General features: G+C 52.2%; 18 protein-coding genes. 7 read left to right on the forward strand and 11 right to left on the reverse strand.

Annotation, left to right across the window (positions count from 1 at the left end):
- From ACR02O_RS15240 to ACR02O_RS15290, 11 genes are all read right to left on the reverse strand, one after another.
- A complete protein-coding gene (locus ACR02O_RS15240; protein ID WP_033159592.1) occupies positions 1 to 273 on the reverse strand; it encodes an HU family DNA-binding protein in 273 nt (90 codons plus the stop codon).
- Positions 274 to 416: 143 nt separating this feature from the next.
- Positions 417 to 1,187, reverse strand: a complete 771-nt coding sequence (gene qatD, locus ACR02O_RS15245) for a Qat anti-phage system TatD family nuclease QatD (RefSeq protein ID WP_033159591.1) — start codon at positions 1,185 to 1,187, stop codon at positions 417 to 419.
- 13 nt (positions 1,188 to 1,200) lie between these two features.
- The gene (gene qatC / locus ACR02O_RS15250; RefSeq protein ID WP_033159590.1) at positions 1,201 to 2,568 is read right to left on the reverse strand and encodes a Qat anti-phage system QueC-like protein QatC; all 1,368 of its coding nucleotides are present in this window, start codon (positions 2,566 to 2,568) and stop codon (positions 1,201 to 1,203) included.
- Positions 2,565 to 3,170: a Qat anti-phage system associated protein QatB gene (qatB, locus tag ACR02O_RS15255; protein ID WP_201798989.1), complete on the reverse strand. Its 606-nt coding sequence runs from the start codon at positions 3,168 to 3,170 to the stop codon at positions 2,565 to 2,567. The genes qatC and qatB overlap by 4 nt, the downstream gene beginning before the upstream one ends.
- A gap of 269 nt (positions 3,171 to 3,439) precedes the next feature.
- On the reverse strand, positions 3,440 to 5,383 hold the full coding sequence (gene qatA, locus ACR02O_RS15260; RefSeq protein ID WP_033159588.1) for a Qat anti-phage system ATPase QatA: 1,944 nt from the start codon (positions 5,381 to 5,383) through the stop codon (positions 3,440 to 3,442).
- Positions 5,384 to 5,576: 193 nt separating this feature from the next.
- Positions 5,577 to 7,031, reverse strand: coding sequence for an ATP-binding protein (locus ACR02O_RS15265; protein ID WP_033159587.1), 1,455 nt, complete (start codon positions 7,029 to 7,031; stop codon positions 5,577 to 5,579).
- Positions 7,032 to 7,298: 267 nt separating this feature from the next.
- Positions 7,299 to 8,474: an integrase gene (locus tag ACR02O_RS15270; RefSeq protein WP_458136872.1), complete on the reverse strand. Its 1,176-nt coding sequence runs from the start codon at positions 8,472 to 8,474 to the stop codon at positions 7,299 to 7,301.
- 94 nt (positions 8,475 to 8,568) lie between these two features.
- The gene (locus ACR02O_RS15275; protein WP_033159586.1) at positions 8,569 to 9,678 is read right to left on the reverse strand and encodes a helix-turn-helix domain-containing protein; all 1,110 of its coding nucleotides are present in this window, start codon (positions 9,676 to 9,678) and stop codon (positions 8,569 to 8,571) included.
- Positions 9,675 to 10,274, reverse strand: a complete 600-nt coding sequence (locus ACR02O_RS15280; protein WP_033159585.1) for a hypothetical protein — start codon at positions 10,272 to 10,274, stop codon at positions 9,675 to 9,677. The genes ACR02O_RS15275 and ACR02O_RS15280 overlap by 4 nt, the downstream gene beginning before the upstream one ends.
- Before the next feature lie 148 nt (positions 10,275 to 10,422).
- The gene (locus tag ACR02O_RS15285; protein ID WP_033159584.1) at positions 10,423 to 10,623 is read right to left on the reverse strand and encodes a DUF7706 family protein; all 201 of its coding nucleotides are present in this window, start codon (positions 10,621 to 10,623) and stop codon (positions 10,423 to 10,425) included.
- Between the two features lie 12 nt (positions 10,624 to 10,635).
- Entirely contained in the window at positions 10,636 to 11,289 is a 654-nt protein-coding gene (locus ACR02O_RS15290) for a hypothetical protein (protein ID WP_101053448.1), read from the reverse strand.
- Positions 11,290 to 11,303: 14 nt separating this feature from the next.
- On the opposite strand from ACR02O_RS15290, the gene ACR02O_RS15295 reads away from it, so the two are divergent.
- The 7 genes from ACR02O_RS15295 to ACR02O_RS15325 all read left to right on the forward strand — a co-directional run bounded on the left by ACR02O_RS15295 (position 11,304) and on the right by ACR02O_RS15325 (position 16,369).
- Complete coding sequence (locus tag ACR02O_RS15295; protein WP_133120691.1) at positions 11,304 to 11,567, forward strand: hypothetical protein; 264 nt, start codon at positions 11,304 to 11,306, stop codon at positions 11,565 to 11,567.
- Between the two features lies 1 nt (position 11,568).
- Positions 11,569 to 12,132: a single-stranded DNA-binding protein gene (gene ssb, locus ACR02O_RS15300; RefSeq protein WP_458137616.1), complete on the forward strand. Its 564-nt coding sequence runs from the start codon at positions 11,569 to 11,571 to the stop codon at positions 12,130 to 12,132.
- A 142-nt stretch (positions 12,133 to 12,274) separates the two neighbouring features.
- Positions 12,275 to 13,324 carry a phage recombination protein Bet gene (gene bet / locus ACR02O_RS15305; protein ID WP_494521959.1) on the forward strand — a complete coding sequence of 350 codons (1,050 nt, stop codon included), beginning with the start codon at positions 12,275 to 12,277 and terminating at the stop codon, positions 13,322 to 13,324.
- A 94-nt stretch (positions 13,325 to 13,418) separates the two neighbouring features.
- Complete coding sequence (locus ACR02O_RS15310) at positions 13,419 to 13,754, forward strand: hypothetical protein (protein ID WP_415878312.1); 336 nt, start codon at positions 13,419 to 13,421, stop codon at positions 13,752 to 13,754.
- Positions 13,751 to 14,752 (forward strand): YqaJ viral recombinase family nuclease, encoded by a 1,002-nt coding sequence (locus ACR02O_RS15315; RefSeq protein WP_494521960.1) that lies wholly within the window; start codon positions 13,751 to 13,753, stop codon positions 14,750 to 14,752. Before ACR02O_RS15310 ends, ACR02O_RS15315 begins: the two co-directional genes overlap by 4 nt.
- Positions 14,753 to 15,103: 351 nt before the next feature.
- Positions 15,104 to 15,316, forward strand: coding sequence for a hypothetical protein (locus ACR02O_RS15320; RefSeq protein WP_033159580.1), 213 nt, complete (start codon positions 15,104 to 15,106; stop codon positions 15,314 to 15,316).
- A 111-nt stretch (positions 15,317 to 15,427) separates the two neighbouring features.
- Positions 15,428 to 16,369 carry an AAA family ATPase gene (locus ACR02O_RS15325; protein ID WP_458137619.1) on the forward strand — a complete coding sequence of 314 codons (942 nt, stop codon included), beginning with the start codon at positions 15,428 to 15,430 and terminating at the stop codon, positions 16,367 to 16,369.
- Positions 16,370 to 16,371: the final 2 nt, after the last annotated feature.

Raw genomic sequence — 16,371 nt, forward strand, 5'->3', positions numbered from 1 at the left:
TTACTGAACCGCGTCTTTCAAGCCCTTGCCGGCTTTGAACGAAGGCAATTTGGCGGCGGCAATCGTAATGGCTTCGCCGGTTTGCGGGTTGCGGCCAGTGCGCTCGGCGCGTTCTTTTACTTCAAAGGTACCAAAGCCTACCAAAGCCACGGAATCGCCGGATTTCAACGCGGCTTGAATGGATTGAGTAATGCCATCCAATGCGCGACCGGCGCCGGATTTAGTCAGATTGGCGTGGCTGGCGATGGCGTCGATGAGGTCAGATTTGTTCATGTATGTTATTTCCTTTTTATGGAGACGGTTTATTTGAAGTTTTGTCAGCGAGCGCGATCCTAGACTCGGCAATTTTGCCCCTCGCTCTGAAATCGATTCAGTGAATAACGAGGATTAGCCATATTTTATGGCAAAAGACAGACTTAGTAGTCCGAGCTCCCTTTCGATGCCAACATCATACGCAGATTTTCACGTATAGTTGCCGTCAATAGTACAGTCGAAATTCCATAAAGCCGGCTTAATCTCTCAACTACACCTGTTACATCGGACGGTTTTGATATGCGATCACCAATTTTGGTAAATGGACCGTCAGTTTCCGTCAATAATCTATCGAGAGGGATGAGGGTAACGGTTGATGTATGTTTCTCATTTTCAAGCATTGCAGAATTGACCGAAAAATAACACCCCAACTCGATAGCGCGTCTGACTTCCGCCTTACTACCGGTGAACCAGTGCAATACGACTTTTCCTCTAGGGGGAGGCAAATACCTTTCAATATAATCCAGTACAGCCTTTGCGGAACGGGCACTGTGGACCGAAATAATTTTATCCCCTACCGCTGCACAACGTTGCAAAATATGCCGAAATACTTCCTTCTGTAATTCGAAAGACTTATAAAAACGCGGTCCCGCGTCTAGACCAACTTCTCCGACATAGCGAGTTTCGGGCAAATAGCGTTCCCACAATTCAATTTCACTCGCTCGCTCGGCTACTAACTGTGGATGCAAACCTAGAGCTGCTCGCACATGCCTCGTACACTGGGCAATCTCGTGGTTACGTGGCCATGCCTGTGGGGTTGTCGTGACCGTAAGTGTGTATACGCCAGCCTCTTCGGCCTCCCGCACGGCAGCTTGATGGTCCGGGTACAAATCAAGGTGACAATGGAAGTCCACGAGACCCGCTGTAGCGTTCATGAGCATTTTCCCCTCAGCTTGGTTTCGTCTTGACACCATCAATCAGACTCGCCACTTCGTCCAAGCCACGTCGGTAAACATCGGCAAAATGATCCAAGCGCGCAATCTCGTCGGTAAGCGAACCAGGTTTGTGGATAAGGAGATGTGCAAGCTGCGGATTTGCCCTGAGCCGCTCAATCGCATACTGAAAGGAACGGACTTGCTTACCAGTCGATTCCCGAGTATCCAGAGGCCGGGCGTGTAGGTCGGACACGGTATATGTCGTCCCATCACTCCCCTTACCCCAAGCAGTGTCCAATGCAGCGCGACGAATCAAACATGGAAGACAGTAGCCGCAATGCTCAATGCCTAGCCCGTGCCATCGCCCCTTAGTAGGTGATGAGCAAGATAACGAATCTGATGCCAGCTGCTTTAAAAGTTCAGGATTTCGACAATAGGCAGCCATCTCACCTTTTGTCTTATCCCAATAAGGGTTATCAATGCTGCCGTCAATTCCAAGCTCTCCTAAAAGCTCATTCCATCGCGCCATGTAGAAAGGATGCGTGGTGCGCGTGCTATTGGAGCCGAGTCGCAAGGGATCCAAGGGCACATTCAGTGCTATAAACCCGTTTTCCGGCACACGAAGAGTGAATCTCTTCCCAAGACCAGAGCCAGCAAACACGCCTAGGGCGAAGAACAGAAATGATCGACCACGGGTCGTGTTTTCTGACCCAACACCTTGCACAAGGCCATCCTCAAAAACCATCCCGACTCGCAATCTCTCGAACAGCGACTTGTCATAGTACTTCTTCAACCCAGAAAACAGCTTGCTTTGGGCATCGCTGGTCGCGCCTTCACCGAAATGACTAACCAGTAAAGGAGTCTCGCCAGTTTCCAGCAAGTCGATGGCGCCTATCAGGCTGTCCAAACCGCCAGAAAACAAGCTCACTGAATCGAAAGGTGGAGCCATCAAACTTAAAGAGGACTGCTGTGCGATCACCGCAAAACGGGACGGACGCGCCCTGAATCCGATAATCCACCTATCGCCCGTCAGAAAATCCAGCGCTTTCTTCAGCGTTGCTACTACTCCGCCCCATCGTTCCGGTTCACTGACCGGCACCACGAGGCGAATCTCTCGCGTCCAAGAGTCTTGCGACTGTTCGGTACGAGAGATTCGTGTATCTGCCGCATGCACATGAGCAGCAATCAAGAGCAGATCAATACCAATTTCCGATGGGAATACACCAAGCTTATTTAGATTGGTCAGTGCATCACCAATGCCGTGATCCAAGGATCGATTACCAGCAACGAGCTGAAGATAGGTCGTTTGCTCGTCGGCTTCTGAAGGAACTTCGAGGAGATCATCAGGGCCAAAACGGCCCACCAAAAGTTGCCTCTTCATTGGTTAGCCTCTGCTTCTCCCATTGCCTGCAGGATGCTAAATGCGGACTCATAAATCGAATCCACGAACGATTGGATCTTCTCTATGGTCAGATTTGGTGAATCCACGTAGGCTCGTGTTAGCGCGTCGCTTACCCCGCCACGGATGAAATCGCGTAATTGTTTTTCGACGCGAAGGGCGACCTTAGCATCTGCCGGCATTGTTACCACCTTGGTGCCGATGTCATTACATATCCGGGCTTCGATCGCATGCGTCGCATAAAGCTCGAAGACAGTCTGCATTTGATCCGGAGTGAACGTGGAAAGATCGGTTAGCCCTTCACTTGCCAACTCTACAATGGTTTCGATGTAAGCTTCGCGAGCAATGCCTTCATCGACCGTACCAGCTCCAGGGCAGATATAGTCAGCTAAGCCAACAAAAATTTCGGTGATCGGACGTCCCGCGAGAGACTCCAGATCAAGTGCACGCAATGCCTCACGAACACCCCGTGCCTGTACATCAGACAGGAAGCCTAGGAGCCGAGCACCAGCCGTTCGTGATGCGCCCATGCGCTGGGCGGCCAGGCGAGCACCACCGGTCGACGCAGAAACATATTTCGACACTGCCCGGCCTAGGCTGGCTCTATCACTACCACCAGAACCAGCGAATCGAGTAAAGTTATTACGGGCACCAGAAAAACGTTGTGGGTCAGCAGCTTCACCAATGGGTGGACGTTTTGGAGGTATTGGTGACCCCGCACTATCGGCAGGTGGCGGGCTATCCGTTCCAGCCGGAGGGGTTACGGGAGCCTCCCTACCATCTGCATCCCCGAGCCATGTTGGAACTAACGGCGTACCGCCGCCAGGACCGCCATACGACGTCGACGTTCCCATCAGCGCCCTCCCTTTATTTCCTTGAGCGCCGCGTCGGCAGCGGCCTTAAGTCCAGGGTTGTTGGTGACCTTGCTCCAATCTCCCAGTAGTTTTGACAGACGCAATTTGCACTCATCGTCTTTGATGACGCTTTGCCATCCACTAACGGCCCAAGGTCCGCATTTGCTACTCGGCAATGCCTCAAGGAAGTCCATTAAACGACCTTGCAAACCGAGTTGAGCTTTAACGAGAACGACGAGCCCATCGACACCAACCGGTTTCGTATCGAAGGTGCCTGTGCTCATGATCTTGGTACGCACTGCTTCAAATACCTTGTCTGCTTCGGGTTGAACGAGCTGCTTCAGTTCGGATTCGTAACCCTGGACAGTCATTTTGCCACCGAAAAGTTTTTCTACCACAACAGCCAAATAACCTAGAACTGATACCGGGCCAAAGTAATCTTTTTTGTCCTTTGTTACGAACAAGTAAGGGCGTAAATCGATGCCCGAAAGCTTTGGTGATAAGCATGCCCATTCACATACTGTTTCCAAAGACTTCCATTCAGCTAAGACACCAGAACCAGCACTAACCCCTGGATCGAAGGATTTCTGATCTTTCAATTCGTTCTCTGAGTTGTATTGTTCCTCAGAAGTCGCCAAGTCATTTTCAAGTGATTCGAGATCTTCGCATAATCCTTGAGGATGAACTGCCGCAACAAACGCTATCTGCTCAAACAGTCTCGGAATGAAGCGCTCTGCAAGCATGAGCTTAGCAAGCACTGGTAATTTAATGTCATCCCCGAAGCCACGTGCCTCAGCGGTGCGCTCACGTAAGAGAAGCGTATTGAGGAATCTTTTGATCTGCCGCGGATTGCCCTTGCTTCCGCTGGCCAGAACCGGACCAATCTGATCACTGAGGGCGAGCGCATTGTTGACTTTCTCTGCCTTCTGCCCAAGCGCATTTTTAACGGTCGCGGCATCGAGACCACCACTGGTCCAAGGACGCCTAAGCTGCTCCCGAGCCACACCAATGAGCTTCGCGTAGTCTGCATCTCCCTCGCCAATCTCCGCGCCGGCGAGCAACAACGTTACGTAAATTCGTGTTTCAGCCTCACCGAGTGCAGGAATGCGGAACGGAACCTGAATGAGCTTTTCTAGGTAGTTACGGGCATAGTCCCGAGGCCCAGTGCTATCAGGAAGGTCGGGAAAGTGCTTGCGTACCGCATACTCGATCATGGCTTCGTCAGCTGCGACTACAAATGCAGTTCGGGGCGTGAACACGAACAGCCTAATTGCTTCGAGGGTTTCGATCGCAGTATCAGGCAAGCAACGGTCAAGGTCGTCGATTAGGACTACAAGCTGCTCGATACCCGCATCCTTTAAAAGCTGCTCAAACGCCTTGCGGAACGCTTCTACCTCTTCAGGTACATTCTTGGTTTCGCAGGGCTTCAGCAGAGCTTTCACTTCACCGATAGTGGCCGAGATATTTTCTTTCGTTGCCAGTTTAGCAGGATCTTCCAACACCCCTTCGAGAGAGCCAATAATACCCGTTACCTGATCAGGCGTTGGAATTCCTGTAAAAGCCGTAACAGCCAAACCTCCCGCTCTCTTGGCAACCTTCAACCAATCTATGCGGTGGAACACCTCCTTGACACCGGATACAGCTTTGGTAAGCGCCGGACGTTTTTCGATCAAACCAGTTACGATTCCCTCAATTAGGGCGATTTTCGCATCCTCGAAACCCTGGAAGCGCCACCCGTTGAACTTGAGGCATAACACTTCTTCAGTCCCTTCGAAACCTGAGTCTATCATTTCAAGTACGCTAGACTTGCCCGCCCCCCAGTCGCCATGCACACCGATCGTCACAGGATGATCTGGATTTTTCCGAAGAAGGCCAATGATTGTCGTCGCTATGGCCTCGTTATTCAATAAATCGACTTTGGTCTCGTTATCGGTCAGGATCATTATTTTCCCTTACACATTGCGTCTGCTACCTTGGCTAAGTTTGACTGAATTCAAATTTACGATTGCGGCGCAGCGATTGGTTTGCCTCGGCTATACACGTCGCGCAGACGGTCATCGGCGATATTTCCAGATTAAGTCTGCAATCCATTTGAGTTGGCTTTGATGCATGGTTTCCTATCGCCGGTTGCCCGGCTTAATCGTTAAATTCGGGTTGATTCAATTCCGAAGCCCCCATCCAGTAGCACAGCAACGGTGCGGGTAGACGCATAATCTGGCTGGCAGTATCGCCAGTTTGCGGCAAACCGGTCATTAAGCCGAAGTCATCCAGCGATTTAGTGACAACGTAGCCGCGGGCAATTTTCTTTTGCTCACACAGTTCGATCAAACCTTTCAGTTCCCGTGCGCCGGTATGCTGGGCACGGTATTTCACTTCAAAGGGGATCAATTGGCCGCCGATTTCCGCGACTAAATCGACCTCGCGGTCTTTTTTCCCGTGCCAGTAGGTAAAACGCACATTTTGGGAATAATAGCGCGCAAAAAGATGTTTAAACACGGCGGTTTCGGTCGCTACGCCCAAGGCGGCGGGATCGTCGATGATACTTTTGCCCTTGAGTAAAACAGCGGGCGCGATCGCGGCATCGGCCAGATAAATTTTGAAGCGGCCCTTGAGCACGTCTTTGCCATAGCCAAACGGCGGCAAGCGATAAATCAGGTGGCAGGCTTCCAACAGCTCGATGAAATGCTGAGCCGTGGGACGTTTGACTTCCAGGTTGCTGGATAAGTCGGTGATATTCAGCAAACCGCCATCATGCATGCACAGATAGAGGAAGGTATGCTCAAGATCGAGAATCCGGCGCACACCAAACAGCGCGGTCATATCGCGCTTGAGCGCCTTATCGATAATGTCTTCACGCAGCAAGCGTTGCGCCTGAGTGATGCTTTCCACTTGGGCGGTTTGCGGGAAACCACCGCGAATCAGATACTCGTGGAAATGGCCGACATAAGGCACGGCGATTTCCTGCGCCCGGTAAAATTGTGGCGGCGTCCAGTCGAACAGCTCGGTCAAGCTCTTTAATGGCGGTAACGGTGGCAGTTGCACTTGTTTGATTTGCAGGTACTCGTAGAACGACAGCGTAGTCAGCCGAATAGTGTGCCAGCGACCGACGCCGGACTCCTGGTCGGCTTCCACCAAGGGCATGGCCGAACCGGTAAAGACGATGCGACGCTGTTTGTTGAAATCGATCTGGTGTTTGACCCAGGTGCCCCAATCGCGAATAAACTGAGCTTCGTCGAGGAACAGATATTCAGGTCCATCGACCCGCGGCTCGCGTTCGCGCCAGGCTTCCAAAACCGCTTCGATGCCTGCCAACTTGAGCACCGGATGGTCAAAAGTGGCGTAAAGGATGTTGGCCGCCGGAACACCTTGCTTTAACAAAGCGTCGATCTGTTGCAGCAGCAATGTGGTCTTGCCGACCTGGCGTGCGCCGGACAGCAAAATGGCGCGATGGGCAGGCGGATGATTGATCCAGCGACTTAACTCACGCGAAGCGGCACGCTGCCAATCTGGCAAATCGGCAATCGGTTCGCTTCTCCACCAGGGATTGAATTGGGCCAATACGGCAATTAGTTCTTCTTTTGAGACTCTCATGAGTCAATCTTAGCACTATAATGATTTTATTGTCATGTATAGATAACAATAAATAGGTCATAATGCTAATACTGCCGAATTTTTTATGCCTTAGCGCATTCTTCTGTCAACCGAATGTCGTCACCCTTCGACAACAATTCCATTCATGAAGGCTTGCCAGAGCCAAAGCAAGTCTTAAAGAAAAGGCGATTGTCTAGCAAAAAAAACGACATCAAGTTACTTTTGAAAACCTAACGTATTGCCTCATAGAAAAAGGTAACCGAAGTATCAGAGTCGTTGCCTCACATTAGAGGTAACCTGGACTTGTGAAAAAATGAGTTTCAATTGTTGCTCAATGGCGGCCTTAAGAGCAAATGGATTGAGTTTGGCATGATGTTCCTGGAGAGTCTGTTTGGTGGTTTCCGGAATGCCAGGATGATTGATCACCCGTTGGTAAGGGGTTTGCGGGGCATGGTATTTTTTCACGACTTTGGCGCCGTCTCGGTGTTTTTTCTGAAGTTTCAGACTGGGGCAGAAATGATTCTGCAAAGGGCACCAAAGCGTGCTGTAGACCTCGTTCATCAACGGCACCAGCGCGGCATTATCCAGCCGGTCGTAGCCGAATAATTGCCTGGCGTGAGTCCAGTTTTTCTGCTCGACGTGAGCATTGTCGTTTTTTTTGTAAGGCCTGGCGCGGGTAAACGCAGGCTTTTGCGGGTGGTCGGTGAAATAGCGAACCAGGTGATGATTGAGAAATTCAGAACCATTGTCGCAATCGAAGCCTTTCAAAGGGAATGGCAACAGGTTCTCGATGGCCTGAATCTGTTCCAGGATACCTTGCGAGCCTTTATTCCAGGTGGCCCGGCATTCGGTCCAGCCGGTGACAATGTCCGTCATCGTCAGGCTCCAGACGAAATCGCCGGCCAGCGAATTGCCACAGTGAGCGACAGTATCGGCTTCGACAAAACCGGGCTGGGTCTCGTCCCAGTAATGAGTTCGGATGGGAATCTGGGTTTTCAACAGAGACCCGGGTTTGGTGCCGGACAAGCCTTTGGGGTGCTGGACGCGCAAGGGTTTGAGCAAGCGATCCAAGGTCGCCGCCGAAACCTTTAGCAAGTCGGCACGAACCTGATCGGAGAGTGAGCCGTACTGCGCTTCGTAGTGCGGCAGCCAGATCGGTATCGCTGCTTTCAGGCGCTTGCCGCACAGTTGATCGCTAGCGAACCAGATGCGCTTCAATGGCTCCAGCAACACCTCGGCTTGATATTTCCGCTTGGGGCCGGGCCGTTTGCTAGGCGAAGCGGTTGGCTTGGCTTTTCGATTCAGCAAACGAATCGCGTACTTACGGGCGTAGCCGCAGACTTCGCAAAACTCGTTCAGGATCGTTTGTTTCGTGGCCCTATCACTTTGTCGATAACGTTTTTGGATGGCGTGTAAATAGGCTCGTCGTTCGTGTTTTCCCATGGTGGTAACCCGCTTGATTTCGGTTACACACAATGTGAGGCAACGACCCGTTTTTACTGAACCCTTGGGTTACTTTTAATTTGAGGCAATTCGCCTAATTCAAACTACGATGATATTGCAGAATAACAATATTATTCTGAAACGATTCATCAGCTTTAACGCCAACCAACTGATCGAGAAGTTCAGGTTTTACAAACATCAAGTCGGCAATCATTTTTCTGGACATGCCGCATTGCTCGGCCAAAACTTTCATGCTGTCCAAAATAACTTCAGGCTTTTCCTGAACCATATCACGATCTTCATGCTCCTGAAGCGCTTCCCCGTGCCGACGCAATGAAATAACACCAGACCGATATTGCTCTTCCGAAAACGCGCCGAGCTGCCGACCACGATACAAAATCGCCGCTTTTGAGACCCCCCAGCGCATTTTGATGTCGGACAGTGCTTGCCAATTCAGCCGACTGCCGCGTAACGCTTTTTGGCACTCCTTAATAAAATATGCGCGCGGCATTAAAAACGCGCTCGCAAATCGGTTGGCTTGGGATTCTGTTGCTCTATCCCCCGTTTGGACGCCAACGTGAATGGTCAAGTGTCCAATTTCATGCGCGATTCCAAACCGGGTACGACAAGTCGATTTCCCTCCAGCATTTAACGTAATAACCGGCCGCCGAGTAGCAAACGAAATGGCATCGATCTCGTCCGCTAGCCCACCCGTTTTTACCAATACCGCACCAGCATTTTCTGCAACGCGGCTCATATTAGCAATTGGCCCTAAACCCAACCCCCAATGAGACCGGCTTATTTCAGCAACGCGTTCAATCTCTTCGGGCGTTGATACCTCTTCATGTAGAAAATCGTAATTGGGAAAATCTAAGTTCTGGTCAAGAACGGACACCAGTCGCTTAAACATCTCGCCCTGTGCACGAGCGACCTGCTTAAGCGCAACTTTCGTGGTCAGCTGTTTACGAAAATGGCACTGCTCGTCGGAAATCGGCATCGGATCGACTTCCCTGAAAAATCGGGGCAGCACGTCCAGAGCTTCCGCCAACGCTGTTTCCAGGCTTTCATGCGGAGGCTCTAAGCCTGATTCCAACCGACTGAGATATTGCTTTGACTTATTGACTCTATCGGCCAAATCCTGCAAAGACAGCCCGTGAAATAACCGAGCAAGCCGAAGGTTTTGCCCAAGAAAATCGGCGGTCATAGCCGATTGGCCTCGTCTTTGGAACCCGCGACTGATTTTTTCGGTTTGACGGCAGGTTTGCCTATTTCAACAGCTTCAGGAACAACAACGGCATTAACACTTTGGAAAGTTCTAATCGCACCGGACTCCCATTGACACCGCACCACGCCCGTCGCGTCGAATCCGAGAAAAACAACTGAAGGCTCAGCATCATCATTGATGCCTTGATCAATGATGAAACAGTAACGGCATGGGTCCTGGTCGCTCTCAATATCATCGAAAAATGACGCTTGGTAGCGATTAACCGTCAAGACGGCTTTTTTCTTTGGGCTGTTTGGATCGTCACTGCTGAATCGACAAGGTACGCTACCAATTGTGAAGACCAAATCATTGGCGTTATTACTGACCTGTAACCAAGAATAAGTTTTTGCCAGAGCCAAGCCTTTAATCCGGTTTTTTTGCCGTCCGAATGTGGTGCAGCCACGCGTGTAGTTATCATCTGTTTCTGAGGAAAGATCGTCGAGCGTTTTGTAGTGTTCATCCAGTAACAACTCTGCGACGACGGATAAACGTTCATGAGTCAAATCCGAGTGGTAATGTATAGGTTGAGGAAGCATTCGCCCTCCAAATTGTGCAAAAATAAAAAATCGTCAACCTAATAATTGTGCATTTTTAAGATTTTGTCAACTTAGCACTTCAGATTCACTCTAATCCTCAGCCGAATTTACGGTTAGCTTCTTTTCAACGAAATTGACGGGGTGTTTCCTAGCGTGGGTCGTAGCCAATGGCAACCAAGTTCCTTCTGACCTTTTCCGCAACAGCGCGCATGCGATAAGCCCCCTCATCATCGACAGCCTGACTGCAATAATCAGCAAATCCAGTTCGCTTTAGAAATTGCGCCAAATCCAAAGCCTCCTGTTCGGATAACGAAACACACAAGCATATTTCACTCGAATCAACGCTCATTGCGCACCTGCCTTAATTCGAGTCGGTCTCATCAACCAATGAGTCCTCATCCTTGGAAAGTTTCACTGGCTCACCCAACAGTCCAGATTGCTGTCGGGCCAATCGCACTTCCTCTCCATGCCCTTGTTCATAAGCTGCCTGATGCGCATGCCGTTCCATCGTCACAATTTTATTCGCTAGCCGCTGCAAGCGCTGCTGCCACTGAAGACGTGCATCAATGCAATGTTTGTTGGAAATGACCTGGCACAGCCACAAGGTGTCCATCACGATCATCAACTGGTCCAGCAAACGAATCAACTCGACGAACTGGGCAATCTGGGGCGAGGCAATCTTGGCCACAAATTCCCTGGGATGCGTGTACGTCGGCGTTTCAGTGATGCCGTTGTCGGCCTTGAGTTTTTCCAACCGACTCTTTTCCTGCTGCAGTTGCTCCGCACATTCGGCAATCATCTGACTGACGAGGCTTTCAATTTCATCGACCGTTTCCTCTCTTCCAATGATGCGCAGAATCACGTCGATGGCGTACAGGGACACCATCAATCGATGATAGCTGTTACGAATCACCCGAATGGCTTGTTCGCTGTTGATGCTAAATGTACGTTCAAATATTGGCCGACTGATGGCACGGCGCGGGGCTGGTTTGGGCTGTGGAGCTGCTTCGGACATGACCGTTTCCTGATGTGAACGAATGGTTCATGATCGTAAGCCAGATTCTTTTTAGCCTTTCCGCAGCTGATGGCGAATTCGGCATCAGCTGCAAAAGCCCTTCAAAAAATCTCTGCTTCAATACCAGCCAACGGAATTGGTTGGCCATCAGCCTTCCGCTTCTCCCCAGACTTTCTCGGCTGGTCTTTCACGACCGCCTTGATCCGACCTCGGTCGGCGTTCCGTTTTTAAGCGGCGACGGTGGTGTTCCATCGGCGTGTCAGGTGCGTCAAGCCTGATGTGAGTATTAATTGTTTAACCCTGCCGGGCGTATCGATTCCCCCAGGGATTCGAGGCGTCGGCATGCCCATCGCCGCGCCGCTGGGTATTGTTATCGTTGAGTCGGGCGCGGCCGACAGGAGGAATGTCATCATGGCCAATCGCGGCGTGAACAAAGTCATCTTGCTGGGCCGGCTCGGCGCCGATCCGGACGTTCGCTTTATGCCCAATAACGGCGGCAAAGTCGTCGCCATCCGTTTGGCAACCAGCGAAATCTGGAACGATCCCAAAAACGGTAAACAGGAGCGGACCGAGTGGCATCGGGTGGTGTTTTTCAAAAAACTCGCTGATACCGCCGAACAGTATTTGCACAAAGGCAGCCAGATCTACATCGAAGGCCGTTTGCGTACCCAGCAATGGGGTCAAGCGAATGACAAGCGATACCGTACCGAAATCGCCGCCTTTGAATTGCAGATGCTGGATCGCCCTAGCGCATCGGCAGCCGCCAACAGTTCGTCATCATCGCCAGCAGCCCCTGAGGACGCCGATTGGGATGACGAATACAGCGATATGCCGATTCATTAAACCCCGGCGCGCCGATTATTGGCGTTCGATGGTTTGACGGTTACACCGCCGACCTTTTTCAGGTTTCGGTATTTCAACCCCCTGGGGAACTCCATTCCCTGGCGGGCGATGGCGTTCCCTTTTTTATTGAAGGAGACTCACCATGAGCCAAAACAACCGCAACAATTTACCCAAAACCCGTGACTTGCCGATGCCGGCAGTTGTCCAGCAAAGCTACGGTCTGTCGGAGCAATCCTGGAAAGTGTTGACCGAAGTCACTTTTCCCACGGCCAAAACCCCGGAAGCCATTCTGATGGCGCTGGATTATTGCAAGGCTCGCAAACTCGACATCTTCAAAAAGCCGGTGCATATCGTGCCGATGTGGAGTGCGGCATTGGGCCGCAATGTCGAGACCGTCTGGCCGTCCATCATGGAAATCCAGACTACCGCGTCTCGGACCGGTGTTTGGGCCGGCATGGATAGGCCCGTCTGGGGTCCTGATGTCAGCAAGACCTTTACCGGGCGCTACAAGGACGACAACGAGCAATGGCAGGAGTCCAGTGTCACCGTGACTTTTCCCGAATGGGTGGCAGTCACCGTGTACCGGATTGTCGGCGGCAAACGTTGCGCCTTTACCGAGGAAGTGTATTGGCTGGAAGCCTACAGCACGGCCGGCGGTAAAAACTCACAAGTGCCGACCGCGATGTGGATCAAACGCCCCAAGGGGCAATTGGCCAAATGCGGTAAAGCGGCGTCTTTGCGTACTGCCTTTCCAGAGGAATGCGGCTATGCCGCGGAGGAGATGGATGGCAAAACGCTCGACGATGTTGTCGACGGTACCGTAATCGATGGCGAGGCGACGCATTGGGAAACCGATGTTGGTTCTGCTGATGATCGGTTTATAGGAGCATCCGAGCCTACACCGCACGTGATTGATTTGTCGCAAATCCATCCCAAGGTGCAAAAAGCGGTCGCAGAGCTGGTTAGACGGACTGCGGCGGCAGGTGCCTGGAAAGCAGCCTACGACTATGCCCACCAGAAGTTCAAAGGCATGGATCTGACCTTTGCGTTGGCCGAGTTGGACAAGGTATCGCAAGTTGAACCCAAGGCAACACAAGCCCTGGAGCAAACCGAAAACACTGGCATGCCACCCTTGTCAGCGAAAGACATGGCTATGAATCAGGCCCGTCAAACCTTGGGTAACGCCGCCTAATACGCTGCTACCCAAAATTCCCTAACCACCCACGAGGGCGTCATGTTTCGCCCACGGGGTTGGACATGACACCCTTCTTTTATTAGGAGAGGTCATGAACACAAACGATCAATCATTAAACCGCGTGCCCTGTCATACCGACTGGCAACGTTACGATTCCCCCACGGTATTACGCCGTCACGGCCGGGGCTTTCTGGAACGCCTGTGGCGACCCCAGGGCAACGAACCGAATCCGCAACCTTTGAGCCAACCGGAACTGACGACACTTGCCGAGAGTTTTGGCGGCGTGTGTCTGCCGGCGCAAGACGAACTGCTGTTGCTGTTCGGCGATGGCTATTGGGCCCGGCGCTGCCAGACCCAGTTGCACAAGCTTGGCATTGAGACGGTGCGATTTGGTTGTCAGGTGCAGTTGACCGGATTTTTCCGATGAAGGTCGTCGACGTTTCGCAGCGTTCCGCCGCCTGGCGGCAGTGGCGCTTACAAGGCGTCAGTGCCAGCGAAGCGGCCATTGTCATGAACCGTTCGCCGTACAAAACCCCGTGGCGTCTCTGGGCCGAGAAAATCGGCCTGGTTTTGGAAGCCAGCCTGGACAACAACCCGTTGATCCGCGCCGGCATCCAGCAAGAGCCCGAGGCTTTGCAACGCTTCGAGGACAAACACGATCTGATGTTGTTGCCGCTGTGCGGCGAGTCGGAACAGTATCCCTTGATGCGGGCTTCATTCGACGGTTTGTCCGACGCGAATGAACCCGTGGAAATCAAATGTCCGCACGAGACCACGTTTCTGGATGTACTGTTGAATCGGGAAGCCTCGGCCGCCTATCAGTTGTATTGGTGCCAGGTGCAACAGCAACTGCTGGTCGCCGAAGCGCAACGCGGCTTTTTGTTTTTCTACCAACAAGACCAGGATGTGGAATTCGAGATTCAGCGCGATGAGCACTTTCTCACGGCTCTGGTCGAGTCCGCGATGGATTTCTGGTCGGCGGTCAAATCGAAAAAGGAACCACCCAAGGATCCTGAGCGCGATTTGTACTTGCCCCACGGCGATGTGGAACGGCAATGGCAACAACTGGCGGCGACGTATCGGCAACGGGCGTTGACCATCCTGGATCTGAAAAGCCAACTCAACGGCTTGGAGGATGAGCAGTCGCGCATTGAAGACACGTTGGTAGCGTTGATGGGTGATTACGTGGCTGCGGAGCATTCCGGATTGCGGATCAGCCGATTTCAAAGCCAGGGTGCTATCGATTACAAGGCAGCATTGCAAGCCTTGCAACCGGGTGTTCAGGCCTCGGCGCTGGAAGTCTATCGAAAACCGTCGGCTACGCGTGTCCGCGTGACCTGTCGGGACGACGACGGCAAACATGCCGAAGTGCCGTTCGACGCCCAAACCCTGAAAGACCTGGCGGGCGTGGATTTTTGGTTTTGAGTTTTCGTCGTCTTTCCAAGACATCCTGTAACCCCTGTGGTTATGGGATGTTCTTTGATTGACGTCAACCGGCCAAGATAATTTACGCCGGCCATATGATCGAATCAGTTATTTCTGGCCTGTCGGTTTTAGGCTGGGCTTTCAACAGAAAAGTCCAACCCAAAACCCGCATCGTTCAGGCATTCCTTTCTGGAATCCCGAATCCGGTTTCGACCGGCGTTCCGTTGTTAAGCGGCATGAGCATTTGCCTCGTGTGCCAGGTGCGTCAAGCCTGGTGTGTTTAGTTTGTCCCGTTGGGGTTCATCACCCTTGCGGGACGGTGACCCCTTTTCACTTTTGAAGGAGGTCATTATGAATCACGACTTTTGGAAAACCTTGCACGGCTGGTTGAACGTTGCTCATAGCAACGACATCCAGGCCAAAAAGCGTTTGCTGCTGGAGATGCACCGTCAAATCTCGGAGCCCGGTTTGAGAAGCGACATTCAGCGCATCCTGCGTTTGATGGATCGGGAGCTGTTGGCCCGCGCCGAATGGGCGATGTACTGCGTCATGCAGCTACGTTGATTTTTTAATCCGTCCTGGCATGCCAGGGCTTTATTCACCCGCTGGGGCTCATCACCCCTCGGGGCGGCGTGCCCCTTGTTTTTTCTGAGGCTAGTCCTCGAGGAGCTCACCATGTACCAACAATATTCCATTACCGACTCCTTCGGCATCCAGGCACCGGCTTCCATGAAAGTGGAAGGCTTTGTTCCGGCAAATAACCTCTATGTACCGGCTATTAAGCCGTATGTGTTTCGCAAGGATCACTTACGGGATGTATTGGCGTTTTTAGGCGCGCATAACGGCGATGGCTTATACCTGACTGGCCCTACCGGCTCTGGAAAAACCTCGTTGTTGGAGCAAGTCGCGGCACGTCTGAATTGGGGCGTGCATTCGGTCACCGGTCACGGTCGACTGGAACTGAACGATCTGCTCGGTCAGTACATGCTGGTCGACGGCGGCGCGATGAAGTGGATCGATGGCCCGCTGACCCTGGCAGTCCGCCTGGGTCATGTGCTGTTGATCAACGAAATCGATGCCATCGACCCCGCTGAACTGATCGGTTTGAATGAAATCGTCGAAGGGAAACCTCTAACGATTCCACAGACTGGCGACGTAATTGCCCCGCATCCCAAGTTTCGTTTGGTGGCCACCGGCAATAGTGCCGGATCGGGTGATCAATCGGGAATGTATCAAGGGGTGTTGCGGCAGAACCTAGCGTTTCTGGACCGGTTTCGCTTGATGGAAGTCGGTTACCCGGAGCCGGAAGACGAAATGAAACTGTTGGCTGATGTGGTGCCGAGCATGCCGGAAACGGTACGCGAAAGCATGATCAAGGTCGCCAACCAGATTCGAAAAGTCTTCATTGGCGGCGCGGATGGCGCTGGCATGTTATCGGTGACGTTATCGACGCGCGGTTTAGTGCGTTGGGCGTCATTGGTGGCCACCTTCAAAAGTGCGCCTAATGCCTTGGCCTACTCGCTGGATCGGGCTTTGACCTTTCGGGCCGAACCGGCTGAGCGCGAAGCGATTCATCGTATAGCGAAAGATGTGTTTGGCGATGACTGGCAGGTCTGACC

This window comes from Methylomonas sp. PHL2-19 (assembly GCF_059331595.1).